This window comes from Gillisella terrae, assembly GCF_004801395.1.
Lineage (GTDB): Bacteria > Pseudomonadota > Alphaproteobacteria > Rhizobiales > Rhizobiaceae > Allorhizobium > Allorhizobium terrae.
The window spans coordinates 678477-697893 of sequence record NZ_SSOA01000002.1; the positions used below are offsets into that span (position 1 = coordinate 678477).

Genomic DNA, 19417 nt, shown 5'->3' on the forward strand with positions numbered 1-19417 from the left:
GTTACGCCCGGCTAAAGGTAAAACCATGAACGACACCACCCGTTTTGCAAACGCTGGGGGCCATGAGAGTATGGCGAGGACACATACCAGCCTGCCCGCAAGAACGGTCCTGCTGATTGAGATTGCACTGGCAGTGGGCGGCTTTGGTATCGGCACCGGTGAATTCGCCATCATGGGCCTGCTGCCCAATGTGGCGCAGAGTTTTGGTGTCACTGTGCCAGAGGCCGGGCGCGTCATCAGCGCTTATGCTTTGGGTGTGGTGGTGGGTGCCCCGATTATCGCAGTGCTTGCCGCAAAATTGCCGCGCAAAACCCTGTTGCTTTTGCTGATGGGGCTGTTTTCTGCGGGAAATCTCGCCAGCGCATTCGCTCCCGACTTTCTCAGCTTCACCGCTCTTCGTTTCATCACCGGCCTGCCGCACGGGGCCTATTTTGGTGTCGCAGCCCTTGTCGCAGCCTCTATGGTGCCACCCCATAAACGGGCGCGGGCCGTTGGCCGGGTTATGCTGGGGCTTACCATTGCAACCCTGCTTGGCACACCAATTGCTACCTTTCTTGGGCAAATGATGAGCTGGCGGGCGGCATTCTTGATGGTGGGCGGTGTTGCGGCCCTGACAGTGGCGCTGATTGCCCTTTATCTGCACAAGGATAAGGTGAGTGAAGGAGCCAGCATCAAGCGCGAATTGGGTGCTTTTGCCCGATTGCAAGTGTGGCTGGCCTTGGCTGTAGCCGCTGTTGGCTTTGGCGGCATGTTTGCCATTTTCAGCTATATTGCCAAAACCACCACGGATACCGCTGGCCTGCCTGCGTCAATGGTTGCCGTGATTCTCGCGCTGTTTGGCGTCGGCATGAATGTTGGCAATGTACTTGGCTCGCGTCTGGCCGATTACTCGCTCAACGGCACGATTGGCGGCATGTTGGCCTTTAACGTCGTGTTGATGGCGGTGTTTTCGCTCACGGCCGCAAATCCTGTGATGCTGTGTATCTGCGTGTTTCTCACCGGCTGCGGTTTTGCCGCCTGCCCTGCCGTTCAGACCCGGTTGATGGACGTGGCAGCCGATGCCCAAACGCTGGCTGCTGCCTCCAACCACTCGGCGTTCAACATTGCCAACGCGCTGGGCGCGTGGCTGGGCGGCATGGTGATCAGCATGGGCTACGGCTATGGCGCAACCGGCTATGTGGGATCAGTCCTGTCTCTGTTTGGGCTGATCATATTTCTGGTATCGGTTGCGCTGGAGAGGCGCAACCGCGACACACACAAACCATAAAGGGCGGCGTTCATTTACGCCTGAAGCACCACAACGCGATCGCCGACTTTGACGCGATCGTAGAGATCAATGACATCATGGTTCATCATACGCACACAGCCCGATGACATGGCCTGCCCAATCGACCACGGCTGATTGGTGCCGTGCAGGCGAAACATGGTGTCATTGCCAGCCCGATAAAGATACATCGCCCGTGCGCCCAGCGGATTGTTAGGACCACCCGGCAAACCACCGGCATATTTCATGTTCTTTTCGGGGTCACGACGCAGCATATTGGGCGTCGGCGTCCAGGTGGGCCACTCAGCTTTGCGGCCGACATAGGCGTTGCCTGCCAACGCATAACCATTACGCCCCACACCCACGCCGTAGCGGATGGCGCGGCCATTGCCCAACACGTAGTAGAGCCTGCGGGCGGGCGTATCGACCACCACGGTGCCCGGCGCTTCCTGGGTTTGATAGGCAACTTCCTGACGACGCAGTTCTGGCGGAATCTTGTCCAGCGCCACGCGGGGCAGCGGATGCCGCTCATCCAGCTTATCGCCATAGAGTGCTTGCTGATCGACCTGATTGGTCTTGCAGCCGGCAAGAAACAAGGGCATGCCAAAGATCAAACCGCGCCGAGATAATGTCATGACCTTGCCTTTTTCGAGTCGTTTTCGTGGCAAGAAAATATTGAGTTTATGGTTAATAGACCGTTAAACGTGTTTTCTTTTTTCGAATGCTCACATGTTCACGCTTTTGTGTTTTGCGCCAAGCTTTCGCGTTGCACCATCAGTCTGGCTCTGACTTGACATTTCAGAAAAACAGGAGCAGCTATCAACCACGCGCACGACGTTTCGTGGCGCGGATATCAACGGAGTCATCGTCAAGATGCCAAGCGACAGTACCAGTCGATTGTGTTTGCCGTACGCGGCCGCCTTGCTCTGACGCCGTCAGCTTGCCAGGTCGGTTGCGCTACGGCGGATCGACGGAAAGGCGAGCATTATGAATATCCAACGCTTTCCCATGAATGCGGGCAATAAAGCTCGCCACCTTCTCAATGACAGCCTCAACGTTGTCAGCGTCTCTGAGCGCATCGAGCAAATGAACCGGCTGGATGTGGAAGAAGCCGCACGCCTGCTCGACAGCCTGCCACAGCAAAAGGCCCTGCGCGTCATTGCTCGGCCTGAACTCAATGACGCGGCAGATATTATTGCCGCTTTGCCATCCGAGCACGCTGTGCGTCTCTTGAAAGCCACCGCCCACGACCGCGTGGCCGATATTTTTCAAGATATGAATGAGCGCTGCCGCGTGGCCATTTTTGCGCGCCTCGACCCCGCAACCGCCCATGCCGTTGAACATTTGATGGCCTATCCGCAGCGCACGGCTGGCTCGATCATGACCACCGAATTTGTCAGCGTTACCGATAATTTCACGGTTGGCGAAACGCTGGCCCATGTGCGCAAGGTCGAAAATGCCAGTGAAACTGTTTACGCCATCTATGTGCTGGACCAGATCAGCAAGCGGTTAATTGGCGTCGTTTCGCTGCGCCGCCTGATCACCGTGCCATCGGAAGCCTCGATCCTGTCGGTTGCCCAGCGCGATGGCGTGGTTACAGCAACCGGCCTCACACCGCAGGAAGAAGTTGCCCGGATGATCCGCCGCAACAACCTGCTGGCGCTGCCCATTGTCGATGAAAATTTCATGATGCTGGGCATTGTTACGGTTGATGACGTGATCGACACCATGATTGCCGACACCACCGAAGATGCGCAGAAATTTGGCGGCATGGAAGCACTCGGCAAGCCTTATATGCAGATCAGTTTCGCAGGCATGATCAAGAAACGCGCAGGCTGGCTGGCTGCGCTGTTTCTGGGCGAAATGCTCACGGCCAGCGCCATGCAATATTTTGAAGGTGAGCTGGAAAAGGCGGTGGTGCTGACCCTGTTTATTCCGCTGATCATGAGCTCTGGCGGCAATTCAGGCTCCCAGGCCACATCTCTGATCATTCGGGCCTTGGCGGTTGGCGAGTTGAAACTCTCCGACTGGTGGCGGGTGGCGCTGCGCGAATTGCCAACCGGCATAACGCTGGGGGCCATTCTCGGTTTGGTCGGTTTTGTACGCATTGCGATGTGGCAACATCTGGGCCTCTATAACTATGGTGACCACTGGCTGCTGGTTGGCTTCACCGTGTTTGCGGCCCTGATTGGCATTGTTACCTTCGGCTCCATGGCAGGCTCCATGCTGCCATTTTTGCTGCAACGCCTGCGCCTTGACCCTGCCAGCGCCTCGGCACCGGCTGTGGCAACCTTGGTGGATGTCAGCGGATTGGTGATTTATTTCACCGTAGCGCTGGTGATTTTGAGCGGAACTTTGTTGTAAAACGCTACCTGTTCCGATCAAAAGCCGCCCGGTCGATAACCGGGCGGTCGAATCAGTAGCCCACCAGCGTATTTTTTCCGACATCCTCCTGAACACCCAAAAGGGGTGCTGCGCGGGCGATAATATCGTGGACCATGGGCGCCGCAGTCTCGGTGGCGAGATTCAAGTTGTGCAGGCCGGTCAGCGGCTGGTCGATAATGGCCAGCACCACGTATTTCGGATTATTTATAGGGAAAGCGGCCAGGAACGAATTGAAGCTGAGCTTGTGCGAATAGACGCCATGGATAACCTTATTGGCGGTGCCCGTTTTACCGCCAACGTGAAAACCCATGACATCGGCAGTTCTGCCTGTGCCTTGTTCTCCGTTTAATTTAAAGAGATAGCGAATCGTGTCACTGGTGCTCGTCTTGACGACGGTCTTTGCGGTTTTCTCTGCTTCTTCTTCAGTGCGTGGCAGAAAAGTCGGCTCGATCAGCTTACCACCGTCCATCAGTGCCGCACCGGCAACTGCGACTTGCAGAGGGGTGGTTGCCACTCCATGACCAAATGAAACGGTGATAGACGTCAACTTGCTCCAAACCCGTGGCTGGCTCGGCGTTTTCACCTCGGGCAATTCGGTTTGAAGACGGGTCAGCAGACCCAAACGATTAAGGTATTCCTTCTGCGCATCCATCCCGACAACCTCAATGATTTTTGCCGTGCCGATATTGGAGGAATAGCGAAACACTTCTGGTACGCTCAGGAAACGTCGCGGCACATCGCGGTCATCATGGATGGTGAAACGGCCAATGTGGAGCGGGCTCGTTGCATCAAATGTGTCGGTCAGCTTCACAGAATTGGTGTCAAAGGCCATCGCCATGGAAAAGGTCTTGAAGGTCGACCCCATCTCAAACGTGCCGTTTGACATGCGATTCAGCCACCCCTGCCCGCCCGTTCCTTGCGGATCATTCGGATCAAAATCCGGCACAGATGCCATGGCCAGCACCTCTCCCGTGTGAATGTCGAGAACCACAGCCCCCGCAGCCTGCGCCTTATAGGTGGTCAAGGCATCACTGATCACATCATGAACAATGTTCTGCACGCGCAAATCAATCGACAACTTGACTGGCTCAAGCGCGCTTGGTGTCGCAAGGCCCGTGGCTGCCAGATCGGACAGGCCTTGAGAGTCGATATATTTCTCCATACCGGCAACGCCGTGATTGTCGATATCGACATAACCCAAAACATGAGCCGCCGTGCGCCCGCCCGGATAAAAGCGCTTCACCTCCGGTCGAAAGCCAATGGCAGGAAGCCCTAGTTTCATCACCTGATTTTGCTGTTCTGGCGTTAACTGGCGTTCCAGCCAGGCAAAATGGGACTTTCGATCAGACAGCTTCTTATAAAGAGCCTTTCTATCCAGATCGGGAAACAGCCCGGAGATTTTCTCCACCGCTTCATCGACATCGACAATGCGGTGTGGGTCGGCGAACATCGAAACCGTTCGGATATCGGTGGCCATGATCTGGCCGTTTCGATCCAGAATATCCGGCCGCCAGGCAATCTGGAGAGGCGGTAGAATTTTTGATATATCGGGCAATGTCTCTGAGCCCATATATCCCAATTTGGCAAAGAGAGCGGCATAAAACAGCAGGACCCCGCCCGAAATGACCATGATTCGGGATTTGGCCTGCCGATGGCGCTTTCGCTCCTCTACAAATTGACGCTTGCTCGAGCGCACACTGAACTTAAGTTCCCGGAGGCGGCCAGCTTTGGAGCTGAAATGTTGAACAATCGACATTGGCAAGCGCTTCTTCAGAAAAACTTAATGCAACGTTAAAATTATAGAGATCGACTTAATGAAGCGTTAAGATTTGACACTGAGGCGCGGCCAATCCTTTGGATTGCGTCAACTTTGCGTGAAGGACACTCGCGGGAAATTGTAGTGAGATTGTGTTCGGGTCAGCTGCGGTGTGAAAGCCGAGAATTACGACCCGAACCCAAAGTGAAGGCTCATCGGCTTCACCAAAAAGGCCGGGATTGCTCCCGGCCCCAGACTGCTGACAAACCCTAAATTTATCCTCGACGTCATGCTCGGCCCTGTGCCGAGCATCTAACCACGCTAATTTCATAAGCAAAGTCAATTGCTTATCCAGCCACGGCAGACCCTCGGGACAGGCCCGAGGGTGACGAAACGTCGAGCGAGAGGTTTGTCAATAAGCTGAGGGCCACATCTGCTGTGGCCCTCTTCATTCAAATTCCGTCAATCGTTCTGACCCAACCATGGGGATCATTACTTTTGCCGCGTTGGATGCTGACAAGCTGTTCGCGGATTTTGGTGGTCACTGGGCCGGTTTCACCGGTGCCAATCTGGAAGCTGCCTTGCGTGAATTTAACCTCACCAATGCCCGCCACCACAGCGGCGGTACCGCAGGCGAAGGCTTCCTTGAGTTTGCCGCTCTTGGCATCGGCCTGCCATTCCTCAAAGGAATAAGGCCGCTCGTTGACTGTCATGCCCTGATCGCGCATTAGCGACAGCAGGGAATTGCGGGTGATGCCGGGCAGGATTGTGCCGCCAAGTGGTGGCGTGACCAGCGAGCCATCGTCCATGACGAAAAACACATTCATGCCGCCCAGTTCTTCCACCCATTTGTGTTCGGCAGCATCCAGAAACGCTACCTGATCACAGCCGTGCTCAACAGCTTCCTGCTGGGCAATCAGGCTGGCTGCGTAATTGCCACCGCATTTGGCAGCACCCGTGCCGCCGGGAGCAGCACGGGTATAGTTTTCCGAGACCCAGATTTTTACGGCCTTGGCTCCACCCTTGAAATAAGGACCAACCGGCGAAGCAATTACGCAGAAAATATAATCGCGCGCTGGCCGCACGCCCAAGAAAGCTTCCGTGGCAAACATGAACGGACGCAGGTAAAGGCTGCCCTCACCTTCTGGAATCCACTTCGCGTCGGTTTTGACCAGCTGATCAATGGCTTGCAAAAACAGCTCTTGTGGAATTTCCGGCATCGCCATGCGCTTGGCCGATTCATTGAAGCGGCGGGCGTTTTCATCGGGACGAAACAGCACGACTTTGCCATCGCCGGTGCGATAGGCCTTCATGCCCTCGAAGATTTCCTGCGCGTAGTGCAACACAGCCGCCGCCGGATCAATGGCAAAAGGGCCACGTGCGGTAATTTCGGCAGAATGCCAGCCCTTCACCACATTCCAGTGAATGACCGCCATATGGTCAGAAAACAGCGTGCCAAAGCCCAGGCTTTGAAACGCTTGCAACCGCTCATCCTCTGGCATCGGATTGGCGTTGAGCTTGATGGTGAATTCGGATGGCGAAGCTTCGGCAGACATGACGGATGACCTCTTGAAAACAATCGATAGGTCAGTATTGCTGACCTATCGAACTTTGCTTACAGAGCAACATCACCTTTCACAAGCCATTTCAAGGCCAAACCATGTATTTTTGGCAAATATTACATGTTTGGATAAACCGGCCCCTCTCCGCCTGCATTTTAGGAACGGAGGTCCGTGCGGACCACTTCACCCAAACTCTTTCCCCATGAAACCTGTCCCGGCATCTCACGATGCCGGGGGTCATGGGCTTACATGTTTGGATAAACTGGTCCTTCGCCTGCATTCTAAGAACGGAGGTCCGTGCGGACCACTTCACCCAAACATTACATGTTTGGATAAACTGGTCCTTCGCCTGCATTCTAAGAACGGAGGTCTGTGCGGACCACTTCACCCAAATATTACATATTTGGATAAACTGGTCCTTCGCCTCCTTGGGGCGGCACCCAGGTGATGTTCTGGTTCGGGTCCTTGATGTCGCAGGTTTTGCAATGAACGCAGTTCTGCGCGTTGATCACAAAGCTTTCCTCGCCGTCTTTCTCCACCCATTCATACACGCCGGCAGGACAGTAGCGGTTTGACGGACCAGCATAAACACCAAGCTCGGACGATTTCTGCAAGGCCAGATCCTTGACCTTCAGGTGCACAGGCTGGTCTTCTTCGTGGTTGGTGTTCGACAAGAACACCGAGGACAGGCGATCAAAGGTCAGCACGCCATCGGGCTTGGGATAGTCGATCTTCTTGTGCTTTGCTGCGGGCTCAAGGCATTGCGCGTCGGTCTTGCCATGTTTGAGCGTGCCGAAGAAGGAGAAGCCAAACAGCTGGTTGGTCCACATATCCAACCCGCCAAGACCAACGCCAATGGCGGTACCAAATTTCGACCACAGTGGCTTAACATTGCGCACCCGCTTCAAGTCCTTGCCGATGTCGCCCTCACGCCAGCTGTTTTCGATCTCAATCGGCTCATCATTGGCACGACCAGCCGCAATCGCCTCGGCAATCTTCTCCGCCGCCATCATGCCGGACAACACGGCATTATGGCTGCCCTTGATGCGCGGCACGTTGACCATGCCCGCCGAACAGCCCAGCAGCGCGCCGCCGGGGAAGGACAGCTTCGGCACCGATTGATAGCCACCCTCGGTAATGGCGCGCGCGCCATAAGAAATGCGCTTTGCGCCCTCAAACGTATCACGAATGGCCGGATGCGTCTTGAAGCGCTGGAACTCTTCAAACGGGAAAAGATACGGATTCTTGTAATTCAGGTGGGTTACAAAACCAACCGCCACCTGATTATCCTCAAGATGATAGAGGAAGGAGCCGCCGCCGGTTTTCATATCCAGCGGCCAGCCAAACGAGTGCTGCACCAGCCCCGGTTTGTGATGCTCCGGCTTCACCTGCCAAAGCTCCTTGATGCCAAGGCCAAACTTTTGCACATCGCTGTCGCGCGACAGATCAAATTTGGCAATCAGCTGCTTGGCCAGCGAGCCGCGCACGCCTTCGCCAATCAGCACATATTTACCCAAAAGCTCCATGCCGCGCGTATAATTGGGGCCGGGTTCGCCGTTTTTCTCAATGCCCATATCGCCGGTCGCCACACCAATCACCGCACCGGCGTCGTTATAAAGCACTTCGGTGGCGGCAAAGCCGGGGTAGATGTCCACGCCGAGAGCTTCCGCGTGGCCCGCCAGCCAGCGACAGACATTGCCCAGCGAAACGATGTAATTGCCATGGTTGTTCATCAACGGCGGCATCAGCGCGTTGGGCAGACGAATCGAACCTGCTGGCCCAAGGAACAAGAAATGATCGGCCTTCACTTCCGTCTTAAACGGATGGTCAGCCTCGCTGCGCCAATCGGGCAGCAATCGGTCAATGCCAATTGGATCAACCACCGCGCCGGAGAGGATATGCGCACCAACTTCGGCCCCCTTTTCCAGCACGACCACGGAAAGCTCAGGATTGACCTGTTTCAGGCGAATGGCCGCAGAAAGCCCAGCAGGCCCCGCACCCACAATCACCACATCAAATTCCATGCTCTCGCGCTCTGGCAGCTCTTGTTCGTTCATTTTCTCTCTCCGCTCAGCGTGGTCCCAGTGTTGCATTCTTACTTGTCAAATCGCAGGCAACTTGTCGAGCCACGACATGGACGACAGTTTCGCGAAATTTTCGCGCGCTACTATGACGTAAGAGAATACCTATCTCTTACGTGCACGTAAACTATCTGATCAAAATCCCGCGTAATTGCCAAAATTGACACCTTTGTCCATTCCATGCAAATCGAGGCGAGCGGATCTTGGGGGCCAAAATGACGAAATACACGAGTGAAGACGTAGCAGAGCTGGCAAATACCATTCAGCAGGCTGAAGGTCGTTTCATTTTCCTGACGGGTGCCGGGATGTCTGTTTCGGCAGGAATTCCAACGGCAAACGGGATTATTCAGGAGATCCACCAGAAATTTCCGCAGCGTTTTGATCGCATGGATGCCAAGTCCAAATGGGATTATTACCTCTGCATGCAAAAGCTGCCGCCGAGCGAGCGAAAGCGCCTGCTCAGTGCCCATCTTGCGGCCTCTAAAATCAATTGGGCGCATATTGCTTTGGCCGGCATGATCAAGGCCGATCTGGTGAAGCGGGTCGTCACCTTCAATTTCGACAATATCCTCGCCCGCGCCTGCGGCCTCTTGGGGCAATATCTGTCCACCTATGATTATGGTGTGGCACCCAATGAGCGCACCGATTTCATTGCTGACCCATCCATCGTTCATCTGCACGGTCAGGGCGCAGCCCAGGTGATGAAAAACACGGTGGCTGAGGCAGAGGCGCATGCACGAAAAGTCGAACCGCTGATTGCGGATCTGTTTGCCGATAACCATTTGATTGTTTTGGGTTATAGCGGCCGCACCGACCATATTTTCCCGCTTTTGGAAAAATATTACACCGGCGAAACGCATATCTACTGGATCGGCCACAAGGAAGAGCCGGACGACCATCTGGCATCGCTTCTTGCACAAAATTACTGCCATTATCTCGGCGGGGCAGATGCAGACCGCTTCATGATTGATCTGGCCCGCGAGCTTTATTGCTTCCCGCCGGAGGTAATTGCCGATCCGGCTGGCCATCTGATTGCAGGCTTAAGCGAAATCACAGCCTTTCCGCTGGAAAAAATTGATGCCGCCAAGGACATTCTGGCCAGCACAATCGAGCGCTTGCAGGACAATCAGGCCGCCTTGCAGCTCAATTTTGTGCAAACTGCTGTGCTTCAAGGGCGTCCGGAAGACATCATCACGCAGAATGAAGACTCTCTCGATTCGGGCGACCGTCGGCTGTTTGAATCGAAAAAAGATAGCGACATCCACGCCTGGGCGCATTTTTCCAAGGGGTATCGCCTGAGCAAGAGCTTTGAGAAAGCCGATGATCTGGAAGTGCTGATCAATGCCACAGCCGAATACAGCAAAGCCGTAAGCCTGAAGCCCGATTTTGCCGAAGCGCTGAACAATTGGGGTATTGTGCTGGCAAAACAGGCCTGGCTGCAACAGGATACCAGCCTGTTTATGCAGGCTCTCGAAAAATTCCAGCGCGCGAACCAGATCAAGCAGGACGATCCCGGCACCCTCAACAATTGGGGTAACACGCTCTCGGATCTGGCAAAAATCAAGCAGGACGAAAACCTGTTCAAGCAGGCCTGTGAAAAATACCAGCGCGCCAACGAATTGCGGCCTGACTCGGCTGGCACCTTTAACAACTGGGGCAATTCACTGGCCAATCTGGCCGCGTTGCAGCAGGATGAAGGCTTGTTCATTCAGTCCATCGAGAAATACGAGCGCGCCAATCAGCGTCGGGAAAATCATCCCGGCACCTTCAACAACTGGGGTAATGCGCTGACAAATCTTGCAAAGCTGATGCAGGACGAGGACCTGTTCCGCCAAGCCATTGAAAAGTTTGAACGCGCCAACGACTTGAGCCCGGAAGACCCAGACACGTTCCAAAACTGGGGCAATGCGCTGACCAACCTTGCCAAGCTTAAACAGGATGAAGACCTGTTCAAACAGGCCATTGAGAAGTTCGAGCACGCGAATCAATTAACGCTCAACCGTAACAGCGCACTCGCAGCTTAAAGGCGCGTTGCGCTCGGCTTGAGTTTTGTGTTGCAATTTGGCACGATAGTATAACAACCATAGAGGCCTTCGTTCATCATGAGCGGAGGCCTCGGTTTATAACCTCTGTTTTTGACTCACAAATTTTAAGCTAAATTGCGCATTTTGCGGATGCGGCCTGTGGGCGAGATAGAGCAATTTTGCATAGCTCGGACGGTGATGGCCTCTTTTCTTTCCATCCCATGACGGCCACAGACAAAGGACATATGACGATGGATCTTGGCATTTCCGGTAAACGCGCTCTGGTTCTTGCGGCCTCTCGGGGCTTGGGCTTTGGTATTGCCAAAGCATTGGCGGCCGAGGGCGCGCATGTGTTGATCTGCGGTCGCACGGAAGAAAAGCTCAAGGCCAATTGCGTCGAGATCAAAACGGCTGGCGGCAAGGCTGATTATGTCGTCGCCGATCTTGCTGACGCCCATTTTGTCGACACCATGGTTCAGGCGGTCTCCGACACGCTGGGCGGCATTGATATTCTGGTCAACAATACCGGCGGCCCAACGCCCGGCACGGCAGAAGAGATGAATGCCGAGAAGCTCTATAATTTCTTCCAGTCCATGGTCGTTCGGGTGATCACGCTCACCAACGCACTGCTGCCGCAGATGAAAAGCCAAGGCTTCGGTCGCATTCTCACGGTTGCATCATCCGGCGTTATTGAGCCGATTGGCAATCTTGCCCTGTCCAACACGTTGCGCGGAGCCTTGGTGGGGTGGAACAAAACCCTGTCAACGGAGATCGCAGGTTTTGGCATTACAGCCAATCTGCTTTTGCCCGGACGTATCCACACAGACCGCATTGATGAGTTGGATGGTGCCAATGCAACACGTCTTGGCAAGTCGTTGGAAGAGGTGCGCGCAGCCTCGGTCAAGACAATCCCCGCAGGGCGGCTTGGCAGCGTCGAGGAGTTTGCCGCAGCCGGAGCATTCCTTTGCTCAGCACCTGCAAGCTACATAACTGGCACCATGCTGCGGGTTGACGGCGGCGCTGCAAAGTCACTTTAAGCGTTGCAAAATGGTGACGAATTGAAAAATTCATCACTAAATCACTTACATTACTATATTGTAAGGAAAAATCACCGCTTCTTGATGGAAAAGCGGCCCCCTTGTTATTTTTGTATTGCACAATTTGATTGATGATGACGCGTTGAATACTCACTCGCGTCATCAGGCTTACAAAATGAAAAAATTCTGGACTGCTTCAAGCATCATAGCAATCCTTGCCGTTGGCGGCTGGCTTTACCGCGACCAGATTCCCTTCCTTGCAAAACTGGACTCCCACCAGGATCAAGCCAAGGCAGATTCCGGGCAAAAGCCAGATTCAGGCCAAGGCAGCAACCGCGGCGGCGGCAAACGCAACGGCGGCCCGACATCTGTAAAAACCGTTGCCGCTGTCATGGGTGACTTGCCAATGGACGCAACGGCGACAGGCTGGGCAGAGGCAGAAGACACAACCACCATTGCAGCACTGCAAGCAGGCCTGATTGATAATGTTGTCGCTCAGGACGGACAGGACGTTAAGGCGGGAGATTTGATTGCCCGTATGGATGATCGTGTCGCACGGGCCACCGTTGACAAAGATCGCGCCAATCTCGTAAGCGATCAGGCAAGCCTGGTTGAAGCCGAAACAGCGCTTCAACGTGCCGAGAGTCTGGTCAAGCAAAATGCGCAATCTCAGCAAACCTATGATCAGGCAAAAGCGGCGCGCGATTCTGCCGTGGGTAAGGTGGATGCCGACAAGGCAACCCTCGCCTCGGATCTGGTGACGCTGGACCATATGAAAATCCGCGCGCCTTATGATGGCCGTCTTGGCAGTATACAGTTGAGCAATGGTGCCTATGTCAGCGCCGGCACGGCCATTGTCACCATCACGCGCTATAACCCGATTTATATCAAATTCCCAATGCCACAGCGCTATCTGCCGCAGCTTCATCAGGCATTTTCATCCGGCGATCAGGTCGCGGTGGATGTTGACCCCGCAGCAACCGGGGGCGTGGCCGTGCGTGGCAAGCTGTCCTTCTTTGACAATAGCGTCGACAGCTCCTCCGGCACGATCACAGTCAAGGCCGAGTTCGAAAACGACAAGGGCGTTCTCTGGCCGGGCCAGAGCGCCAATGTGACCGTGCATTTTGCCAGCAAGGAAAAGAACATCATTGTGCCGACCGTGGCCGTGCGCCCCGGCGCTGATGGCTATTTTGTTTACACCGTTGATGACAAAAGCAAAGTGCATGCAACAAAGGTTGAAGTTGCCCGCACCAACGGCGATAGCACGGCAATTGCCTCCGGCCTGAAAGAAGGCCAACATGTGATTGTTGAAGGTCAGGTGCAATTGGCGGATGGGCAAACCGTGCTGGAACAGTTTGGTGGTCAGACAGCCAGCACCGGCAAGGCTGGCGGTAAACATCAACAGACCGCGGAAAACATGCAGAAGGAAGCGTCGCAATGATCCCTACATTCTGCATTAATCGCCCTGTTGCGACAATCCTTCTGGCGATTGGCATTGTTCTGGCCGGGCTTGCGGGCTATCGGCTTTTGCCGGTTGCAGCGCTGCCTAAGGTCGACTTTCCTACCATCAACGTCACGGCTTCGCTCTCTGGTGCCTCGCCAGAAACCATGGCAACATCGGTTGCAACACCGCTGATCAAGCAGTTTGAAACCATCCCCGGCATCAGCGAAATCAGCGCCAGCAACTCGCTGGGCAACAGTTCCATCGTCATTCAATTTGACCTGAACCGCGATATTGATGCCGCAGCCGCCGATGTGCAGGCGGCAATTTCGCGCTCCACCCGTCAATTGCCCAGCAATATGACCACGGCGCCAAGCTACCGCAAAAGCAATCCTGCCGATGCGCCTGTGCTGCTTTTGGCGGTCAACAGCGATGAAATGCCGCGCAGCCAAGTGGATTCGATTGCGGAAAACATTATTTCGCCGCTGCTATCGACACTCAATGGTGTGGCACAGGTCAGCATTTATGGCTCCCAAACCTATGCCGTGCGCATTGGCGTAGACCCCTCGAAGCTGCAAGCCCGCGGTCTTGGCGTCGATACGCTGACAACCGCCATCGCAAACGCCAACAATCAGGTTCCCGTTGGCGCACTTGCCAGCGATCAACAACAAATCACCATTGATGCCAATACCCAGCGCACCAATGCAGCCGAGTTTAAAACACTGGTGGTCGCCAACAACAACGGCGCACCGATCCACTTGTCCGATGTTGCCAATGTCACCGATAGTGTTGCCAATCTCGACGCTGGCAGTTGGTTCGACGGCAAGCAGGCGATTATTCTGGCAGTTCAGCGCCAGCCCGATGCCAATACCGTTGATGTGGTGGATTCAATTCTGGCAAAGCTGCCGGCGTTGAAACAGCAATTGCCACCATCACTGAAGATCAATGTCATGAACGACACATCAAAATCGATCCGCGAATCGATCCATGATGTGCAGTTCACCCTGTTCCTCACCATTGGACTGGTAATTCTGGTGATCTATCTGTTCACCGGCCATCTCACGGCAACACTCATTCCCGGTCTAGCCGTTCCATTGTCGCTGATTGCCACGTTTGGCGGCATGTATGTGCTTGGATATAGTATCGACAATATCTCACTTCTCGGCCTTACCCTCTCCGTCGGCCTGGTGGTGGATGACGCCATTGTTATGCTGGAAAATATTCTGCGCTACCGAGAACAGGGGATGCCAGCGCGTGAGGCCGCTCTTAAAGGAGCCGCTGAAGTCAGTTACACGATTATCTCCATGTCGATTTCACTGGTGGCGGTATTCATTCCCATCTTGCTGATGGGCGGTGTTGTCGGACGCCTGTTCAATGAATTTGGCATGGTGGTCACATTGGCGATTATGGCCTCTGTTCTGGTGTCGCTCACGGTCACACCGATGCTGGCGGCCCGCCTTTCAGGCCATTCCAGCAACCCGCCATTTTTGGTGCGTTGGTTTGATATCGGCTTTGCCAAAACCTTATCGGGCTATGATGCTGCCGTTATCTGGTGCCTGAAGCATCGCTTTACAGTGCTGATGGCGTTTCTGGCATCCGTGGCCAGCTCGCTCTTTTTGTTCGAGACCTTGCCATCCAGCTTCTTTCCGCAGGAAGACACAGGCCGCCTGTCGATTTCCACTCGTGCACGTGAAGACATTTCCTATGGGGCCATGCGCGCCTTGCAAGATCAGGTGGCTGCCGTGGTCAAGGCTGATCCAGCCGTTGACCATGTGACGTCCATTGTTGGCGGTAGCAGCCGCAGCCCTCTCAACAATGGTACGATTTTTGTTCAGCTCAAAGATAAGGACCAAAGGCCGCCCCTGAACGACACAGTCAACAGTCTGCGTCAGAAGCTTTCCAAAATTGCCGGTATCAAGAGCTACATCTCTCCCCAGCAAAACCTGCGCTTCGGTGGACGCAGCACAGCCAGCCAGTATCAGTTGGTGATACAGGCGTTGAATGCAGCCACCACCAATGAGTGGTCTTCCAAGATTCAGACCGCCATGCGTCGGGATCCGGATTTCACCGATGTCACCAGCGATGCGCAAAATAATGCCATTGCTGCAACCATCAACATTGACAACAGCAAGGCCGCCGCCTTTGGCATTACCAACGACCAATTGCGCAAGACACTGGAAATGGCGTTCAGCGGTTACACTGCCGCCCAGATTCAATCGACTGGCGACAGCTATAACGTGATTGTCGAATTTGACCGTGCAAGACAATGGGACGATCAGTTCCTGCGCGATATCCGGGTCAGATCATCCTCCACGGGCACGCTGGTGCCGATGTCAAACTTCGCAACTGTTGTGCGCAAATCAGCACCCGTGACAATCAACCAAACTGGCCAGCTGGTTTCCACAACGGTCTCGTTCAACCTTCCCGACGGTGTATCGCTCAGCGATGCAACCGCAAAAATTGACGCGATCAAACAGGAACTCGGTGTTCCCAATGACGTTTTCACCTCCTACGGCGGCACCGCAGCCATTTTCAAACAATCACAGGGCAATACCGGCCTGCTGATTTTGGCCGCTGTGATTACCATCTACGTGGTGCTGGGTGTTTTGTATGAAAGCTTCATTCATCCACTCACCATTCTGTCCGGTCTTCCAGCCGCCGCCCTCGGTGCACTGCTGGCGTTGAAGGTGATGAATTTCGATATGTCGGTCATTGCCCTGATCGGCCTGTTGATGCTGATCGGTATCGTCAAGAAAAACGCGATCATGATGATCGACGTCGCGGTCGAACTGATCCGCGACCATGGGGAAACACCGGCAAAGGCCATTCACGAGGCCTGTGTGCGACGTTTCCGCCCGATCATGATGACAACATTCTGTGCACTGCTTGGCGCGTTGCCGATTGCCCTTGGCCAAGGCGCAAGCTCTGAATTGCGCCAACCTCTGGGCATTGCCGTCGTCGGCGGTTTGCTGGTGTCGCAGCTTCTGACGTTGTTCATCACACCTGTCATCTTTGTAGAAATGGATCGTATGGGGAAATTCCTCTCACGCCTGTTCTCTCGCAAAGATGACCACCATCCGGCCAATACCGAAGATGGGCCATCCAAGCCCGCCATGGCTGCTGAATAACCGAACCGGAGAAAAAAACATGGTTGCCTTGCGCCGTATATTGACAGTGGTTGGTGTTGTTGCCGTCGCCATAGGATTGTTGTGGATGGCGCAAGGTGCTGGTCTTTTCCCCTATCCGTCGTCTAGCTTCATGATCAACCAGACGCCCTGGATTCTTTGGGGCGGCATACTTGCCGTATTTGGCCTTGCCTTGACATGGGGATCGGGTCGGCTCATTCGCTGAGCTGCCCTTTCCCAACGCTCAATAACAGCGCCGTGCGTTTTATATAACGCGCGGCGCTGTAGACGGCTTCAAAATGCTTGCATCCTCTATTGCGCCATGTCATCACGCCGCTCTTGCTGCGTAACCGGGCAACTGCTCTACCGCGCCATCCACATTCAAACGCCGTGCGTCAACGAGACGCTCATGGGGCGTTCAAGACCAGATATATGAGGAGCGATAACCATGGCCAAAGCGCTAGGGCTTGATTTCGGCACAACAAACACGGTTCTTGCCCTGACAAATGATGGAATCACCAGCAATTCCGTGAGTTTCACATCGGCTGCTGGCACAGCAGACAGTATGCGCACAGCGCTTTCTTTCATGAAGGATGCCAAGCTGGGTGCGGGTGCCTTGAAAGTTGAAGCGGGTCACGCCGCCATCCGCCAATTTATCGACAATCCTGGCGAAGCGCGGTTTTTGCAATCCATCAAGACCTTTGCCGCTTCAGCCCTGTTTCAAGGCACGTTGGTTCATGCCCGCCGCTTTCAATTTGAAGACCTGATGGAGGTTTTCCTGAAACGCCTGGAGGCTTACGCTGGCGACGGTTGGCCAACGCAAGCCGAGCGCATTGTTGCAGGGCGCCCGGTGCATTTTGCCGGTGCCTCTCCCAATCCAGATCTGGCGATAGAGCGCTATAACACTGCGTTGACACGGCTGGGTTTTCCGGAAATCCATTATGTCTACGAGCCGGTGGCGGCAGCCTTCTATTTCGCTCAGCACCTCACGCAGGATGCCACAGTGTTGGTGGCCGACTTTGGCGGCGGCACCACCGACTATTCAATCATTCGATTTGAGAAAAAGGCTGGCAAGCTGTCTGCCGTGCCGGTTGGCCATTCGGGTGTTGGTATCGCTGGTGATCAGTTCGATGCGCGCATCGTTGATCATCTTGTTGCGCCAGAAATCGGCAAGGGCAGCAAATTCAAAAGCTTCGACAAAATCCTTGATGTTCCCAGCAATTACTACACGAGCTTCTCGCGCTGGAACCAGCTCTCCGTTTTCAAGTCTTCAAAGGAATTCGCCGATCTGAAACAGCTGGTACGCCAGAGTTTGGAACCTGAAAAGCTGGAACTGTTTATTGATCTCGTCGACCATGATGAAGGCTATCCGCTCTATCAGGCTGTGTCTGCCACCAAGATGGCGCTGTCGTCACAGGAGGAGGCTGAATTCTCTTTCTCACCCCTTGGTGCCGCAGGTCGGGCAAGCGTCAAGCGTGACGATTTTGAAAGCTGGATTGCCGCTGATCTGGCGAAAATCGAAGAGGCTCTGGATGATGTCTTGACAAAAACCAATACGCCTGCCGATCAGGTCGACAAAGTGTTTCTCACCGGCGGCACATCCTTTGTGCCCGCTGTCAGACGTATTTTCACGGAACGCTTTGCCACGGATCGCATCGAGTCCGGCGGTGAAATGGTATCGATCGCCCACGGCCTGGCGCTGATTGGCGAGCGCGACGATATCGCAATGTGGACCGCGTAACCGGGGACGGAGTGGATTCCAGTTTGCGCTGCGGGTTCGGCTTCGATAAGAAAAGGTCATGATCTCCGTCCGCGACATGTCCGCTGCCGAACTCTGCGCCCTTCTGGCATTTCATGCCGATGCTGGTGTGGACTGGCTTGTGGAAGATCAGCCGGTAGACCGGATCGCGCAATTCGCATCAGAACGGGCGGCAAAGGCGGCACCCGCAAAAAGCCAAGCCGCACCAAGCCAAATAGCAAGTGGCAGCTTGCAGGCAGGATCAAACACCGCAACACGTGAGAGGGCGGCACCAACCGCAGCGCGGCCCGCCTCCTCCGCTCCGGTGGTCATTCCCGACGAAACAGCGATCGCCGACGCGCGCCTGGCAGCAGCGGGTGCAAGCTCGCTGGCTGAACTGAGAGACGCGCTTGCGAATTTTACCAGTTGCAACCTGAAAACCAGTGCCCGTTCAACCATTTTCACGGAAGGTTCCGGCGAGAGTGGCATCATGATTATCGGTCCCAACCCGTCAGCCGACGACGATCGGGAAGGCCTCGCATTTTCAGGTCGAGCAGGAGGATTGCTCGACCGTATGCTGGGAGCAATTGATTTATCACGTGAGGCGCTGTTCCTGACCACAGCCATGCCTTGGCGGGCTCCAGGAGACCGCATGCCAACAAAAACTGAGGCCGAGATTTGCCGTCCCTTTATCGAGAGGCAAATCGCCTTGGCCCAACCCCGCGCTGTTTTGCTGCTTGGCAATTTCACGGCGCGTTTCTTCTTTGGTGGACAGGGAACAATTCATTCCATGCGGGGCGATTGGCGCAAAATAGCCGCCGGTGAGCAAAGCGTCCCCGCTTTGGCTACGTTCCACCCGCAAGAACTGCTGTTGGCACCCGCAACAAAAGCAATTGCCTGGCGTGACATGCTCACGTTCAAAGCGGCAGTGGGCGCTCCAATCTGACGATAACAGTCGACTATGCAAAAAATGCAGGTCAGACAGGATTTAAAATCCATTGAAA

General features: G+C 54.7%; 13 protein-coding genes. 9 read left to right on the plus strand and 4 right to left on the minus strand.

What is annotated here, in order from left to right:
• The first annotated feature begins 70 nt into the window (after nt 1-70).
• Nucleotides 71-1267, plus strand: a complete 1197-nt coding sequence (locus E6C51_RS06950; protein WP_230987081.1) for an MFS transporter — start codon at nt 71-73, stop codon at nt 1265-1267.
• 14 nt (nt 1268-1281) lie between these two features.
• Here E6C51_RS06950 and E6C51_RS06955 read toward each other — a convergent pair whose 3' ends face one another.
• The gene (locus E6C51_RS06955) at nt 1282-1899 is read right to left on the minus strand and encodes a L,D-transpeptidase (RefSeq protein ID WP_190235435.1); all 618 of its coding nucleotides are present in this window, start codon (nt 1897-1899) and stop codon (nt 1282-1284) included.
• A 352-nt stretch (nt 1900-2251) separates the two neighbouring features.
• Between E6C51_RS06955 and mgtE the strand changes: the two genes are divergently transcribed.
• A complete protein-coding gene (gene mgtE, locus E6C51_RS06960; RefSeq protein WP_146936895.1) occupies nt 2252-3628 on the plus strand; it encodes a magnesium transporter in 1377 nt (458 codons plus the stop codon).
• Between the two features lie 52 nt (nt 3629-3680).
• Here mgtE and E6C51_RS06965 read toward each other — a convergent pair whose 3' ends face one another.
• The 3 genes from E6C51_RS06965 to E6C51_RS06975 form a co-directional block, all read right to left on the minus strand.
• Complete coding sequence (locus E6C51_RS06965; RefSeq protein ID WP_146936897.1) at nt 3681-5405, minus strand: peptidoglycan D,D-transpeptidase FtsI family protein; 1725 nt, start codon at nt 5403-5405, stop codon at nt 3681-3683.
• A 452-nt stretch (nt 5406-5857) separates the two neighbouring features.
• Nucleotides 5858-6961: a branched-chain amino acid aminotransferase gene (locus tag E6C51_RS06970; RefSeq protein ID WP_190235436.1), complete on the minus strand. Its 1104-nt coding sequence runs from the start codon at nt 6959-6961 to the stop codon at nt 5858-5860.
• Between the two features lie 401 nt (nt 6962-7362).
• Nucleotides 7363-9024 carry an electron transfer flavoprotein-ubiquinone oxidoreductase gene (locus E6C51_RS06975; protein WP_190235437.1) on the minus strand — a complete coding sequence of 554 codons (1662 nt, stop codon included), beginning with the start codon at nt 9022-9024 and terminating at the stop codon, nt 7363-7365.
• Nucleotides 9025-9263: 239 nt separating this feature from the next.
• Here E6C51_RS06975 and E6C51_RS06980 point away from each other — a divergent pair, with 239 nt between their 5' ends.
• The 7 genes from E6C51_RS06980 (at nt 9264) to E6C51_RS07010 (ending at nt 19359) form a co-directional block, all read left to right on the plus strand.
• Complete coding sequence (locus E6C51_RS06980; RefSeq protein ID WP_146936903.1) at nt 9264-11072, plus strand: SIR2 family protein; 1809 nt, start codon at nt 9264-9266, stop codon at nt 11070-11072.
• A gap of 251 nt (nt 11073-11323) precedes the next feature.
• Complete coding sequence (locus E6C51_RS06985) at nt 11324-12109, plus strand: SDR family oxidoreductase (protein ID WP_190235498.1); 786 nt, start codon at nt 11324-11326, stop codon at nt 12107-12109.
• Nucleotides 12110-12284: 175 nt separating this feature from the next.
• Nucleotides 12285-13550, plus strand: coding sequence for an efflux RND transporter periplasmic adaptor subunit (locus E6C51_RS06990; RefSeq protein ID WP_190235438.1), 1266 nt, complete (start codon nt 12285-12287; stop codon nt 13548-13550).
• On the plus strand, nt 13547-16678 hold the full coding sequence (locus E6C51_RS06995) for an efflux RND transporter permease subunit (RefSeq protein ID WP_146936907.1): 3132 nt from the start codon (nt 13547-13549) through the stop codon (nt 16676-16678). Before E6C51_RS06990 ends, E6C51_RS06995 begins: the two co-directional genes overlap by 4 nt.
• A 19-nt stretch (nt 16679-16697) precedes the next feature.
• Complete coding sequence (locus tag E6C51_RS07000) at nt 16698-16901, plus strand: hypothetical protein (RefSeq protein ID WP_146936909.1); 204 nt, start codon at nt 16698-16700, stop codon at nt 16899-16901.
• Between the two features lie 222 nt (nt 16902-17123).
• A complete protein-coding gene (locus E6C51_RS07005; protein WP_190235439.1) occupies nt 17124-18416 on the plus strand; it encodes an Hsp70 family protein in 1293 nt (430 codons plus the stop codon).
• Between the two features lie 58 nt (nt 18417-18474).
• Nucleotides 18475-19359 carry a uracil-DNA glycosylase gene (locus E6C51_RS07010; RefSeq protein WP_190235440.1) on the plus strand — a complete coding sequence of 295 codons (885 nt, stop codon included), beginning with the start codon at nt 18475-18477 and terminating at the stop codon, nt 19357-19359.
• Nucleotides 19360-19417: the final 58 nt, after the last annotated feature.

What these genes read in the sequence shown, in the direction of transcription:
- E6C51_RS06950 (WP_230987081.1), top strand. Translation starts at nt 71, where the DNA reads ATGGCGAGGACACATACCAGCCTGCCCGCAAGAACGGTCCTGCTGATT.
- E6C51_RS06955 (WP_190235435.1), bottom strand. Translation starts at nt 1,899, where the DNA reads ATGACATTATCTCGGCGCGGTTTGATCTTTGGCATGCCCTTGTTTCTT.
- mgtE (WP_146936895.1), top strand. Translation starts at nt 2,252, where the DNA reads ATGAATATCCAACGCTTTCCCATGAATGCGGGCAATAAAGCTCGCCAC.
- E6C51_RS06965 (WP_146936897.1), bottom strand. Translation starts at nt 5,405, where the DNA reads ATGTCGATTGTTCAACATTTCAGCTCCAAAGCTGGCCGCCTCCGGGAA.
- E6C51_RS06970 (WP_190235436.1), bottom strand. Translation starts at nt 6,961, where the DNA reads ATGTCTGCCGAAGCTTCGCCATCCGAATTCACCATCAAGCTCAACGCC.
- E6C51_RS06975 (WP_190235437.1), bottom strand. Translation starts at nt 9,024, where the DNA reads ATGAACGAACAAGAGCTGCCAGAGCGCGAGAGCATGGAATTTGATGTG.
- E6C51_RS06980 (WP_146936903.1), top strand. Translation starts at nt 9,264, where the DNA reads ATGACGAAATACACGAGTGAAGACGTAGCAGAGCTGGCAAATACCATT.
- E6C51_RS06985 (WP_190235498.1), top strand. Translation starts at nt 11,324, where the DNA reads ATGGATCTTGGCATTTCCGGTAAACGCGCTCTGGTTCTTGCGGCCTCT.
- E6C51_RS06990 (WP_190235438.1), top strand. Translation starts at nt 12,285, where the DNA reads ATGAAAAAATTCTGGACTGCTTCAAGCATCATAGCAATCCTTGCCGTT.
- E6C51_RS06995 (WP_146936907.1), top strand. Translation starts at nt 13,547, where the DNA reads ATGATCCCTACATTCTGCATTAATCGCCCTGTTGCGACAATCCTTCTG.
- E6C51_RS07000 (WP_146936909.1), top strand. Translation starts at nt 16,698, where the DNA reads ATGGTTGCCTTGCGCCGTATATTGACAGTGGTTGGTGTTGTTGCCGTC.
- E6C51_RS07005 (WP_190235439.1), top strand. Translation starts at nt 17,124, where the DNA reads ATGGCCAAAGCGCTAGGGCTTGATTTCGGCACAACAAACACGGTTCTT.
- E6C51_RS07010 (WP_190235440.1), top strand. Translation starts at nt 18,475, where the DNA reads ATGATCTCCGTCCGCGACATGTCCGCTGCCGAACTCTGCGCCCTTCTG.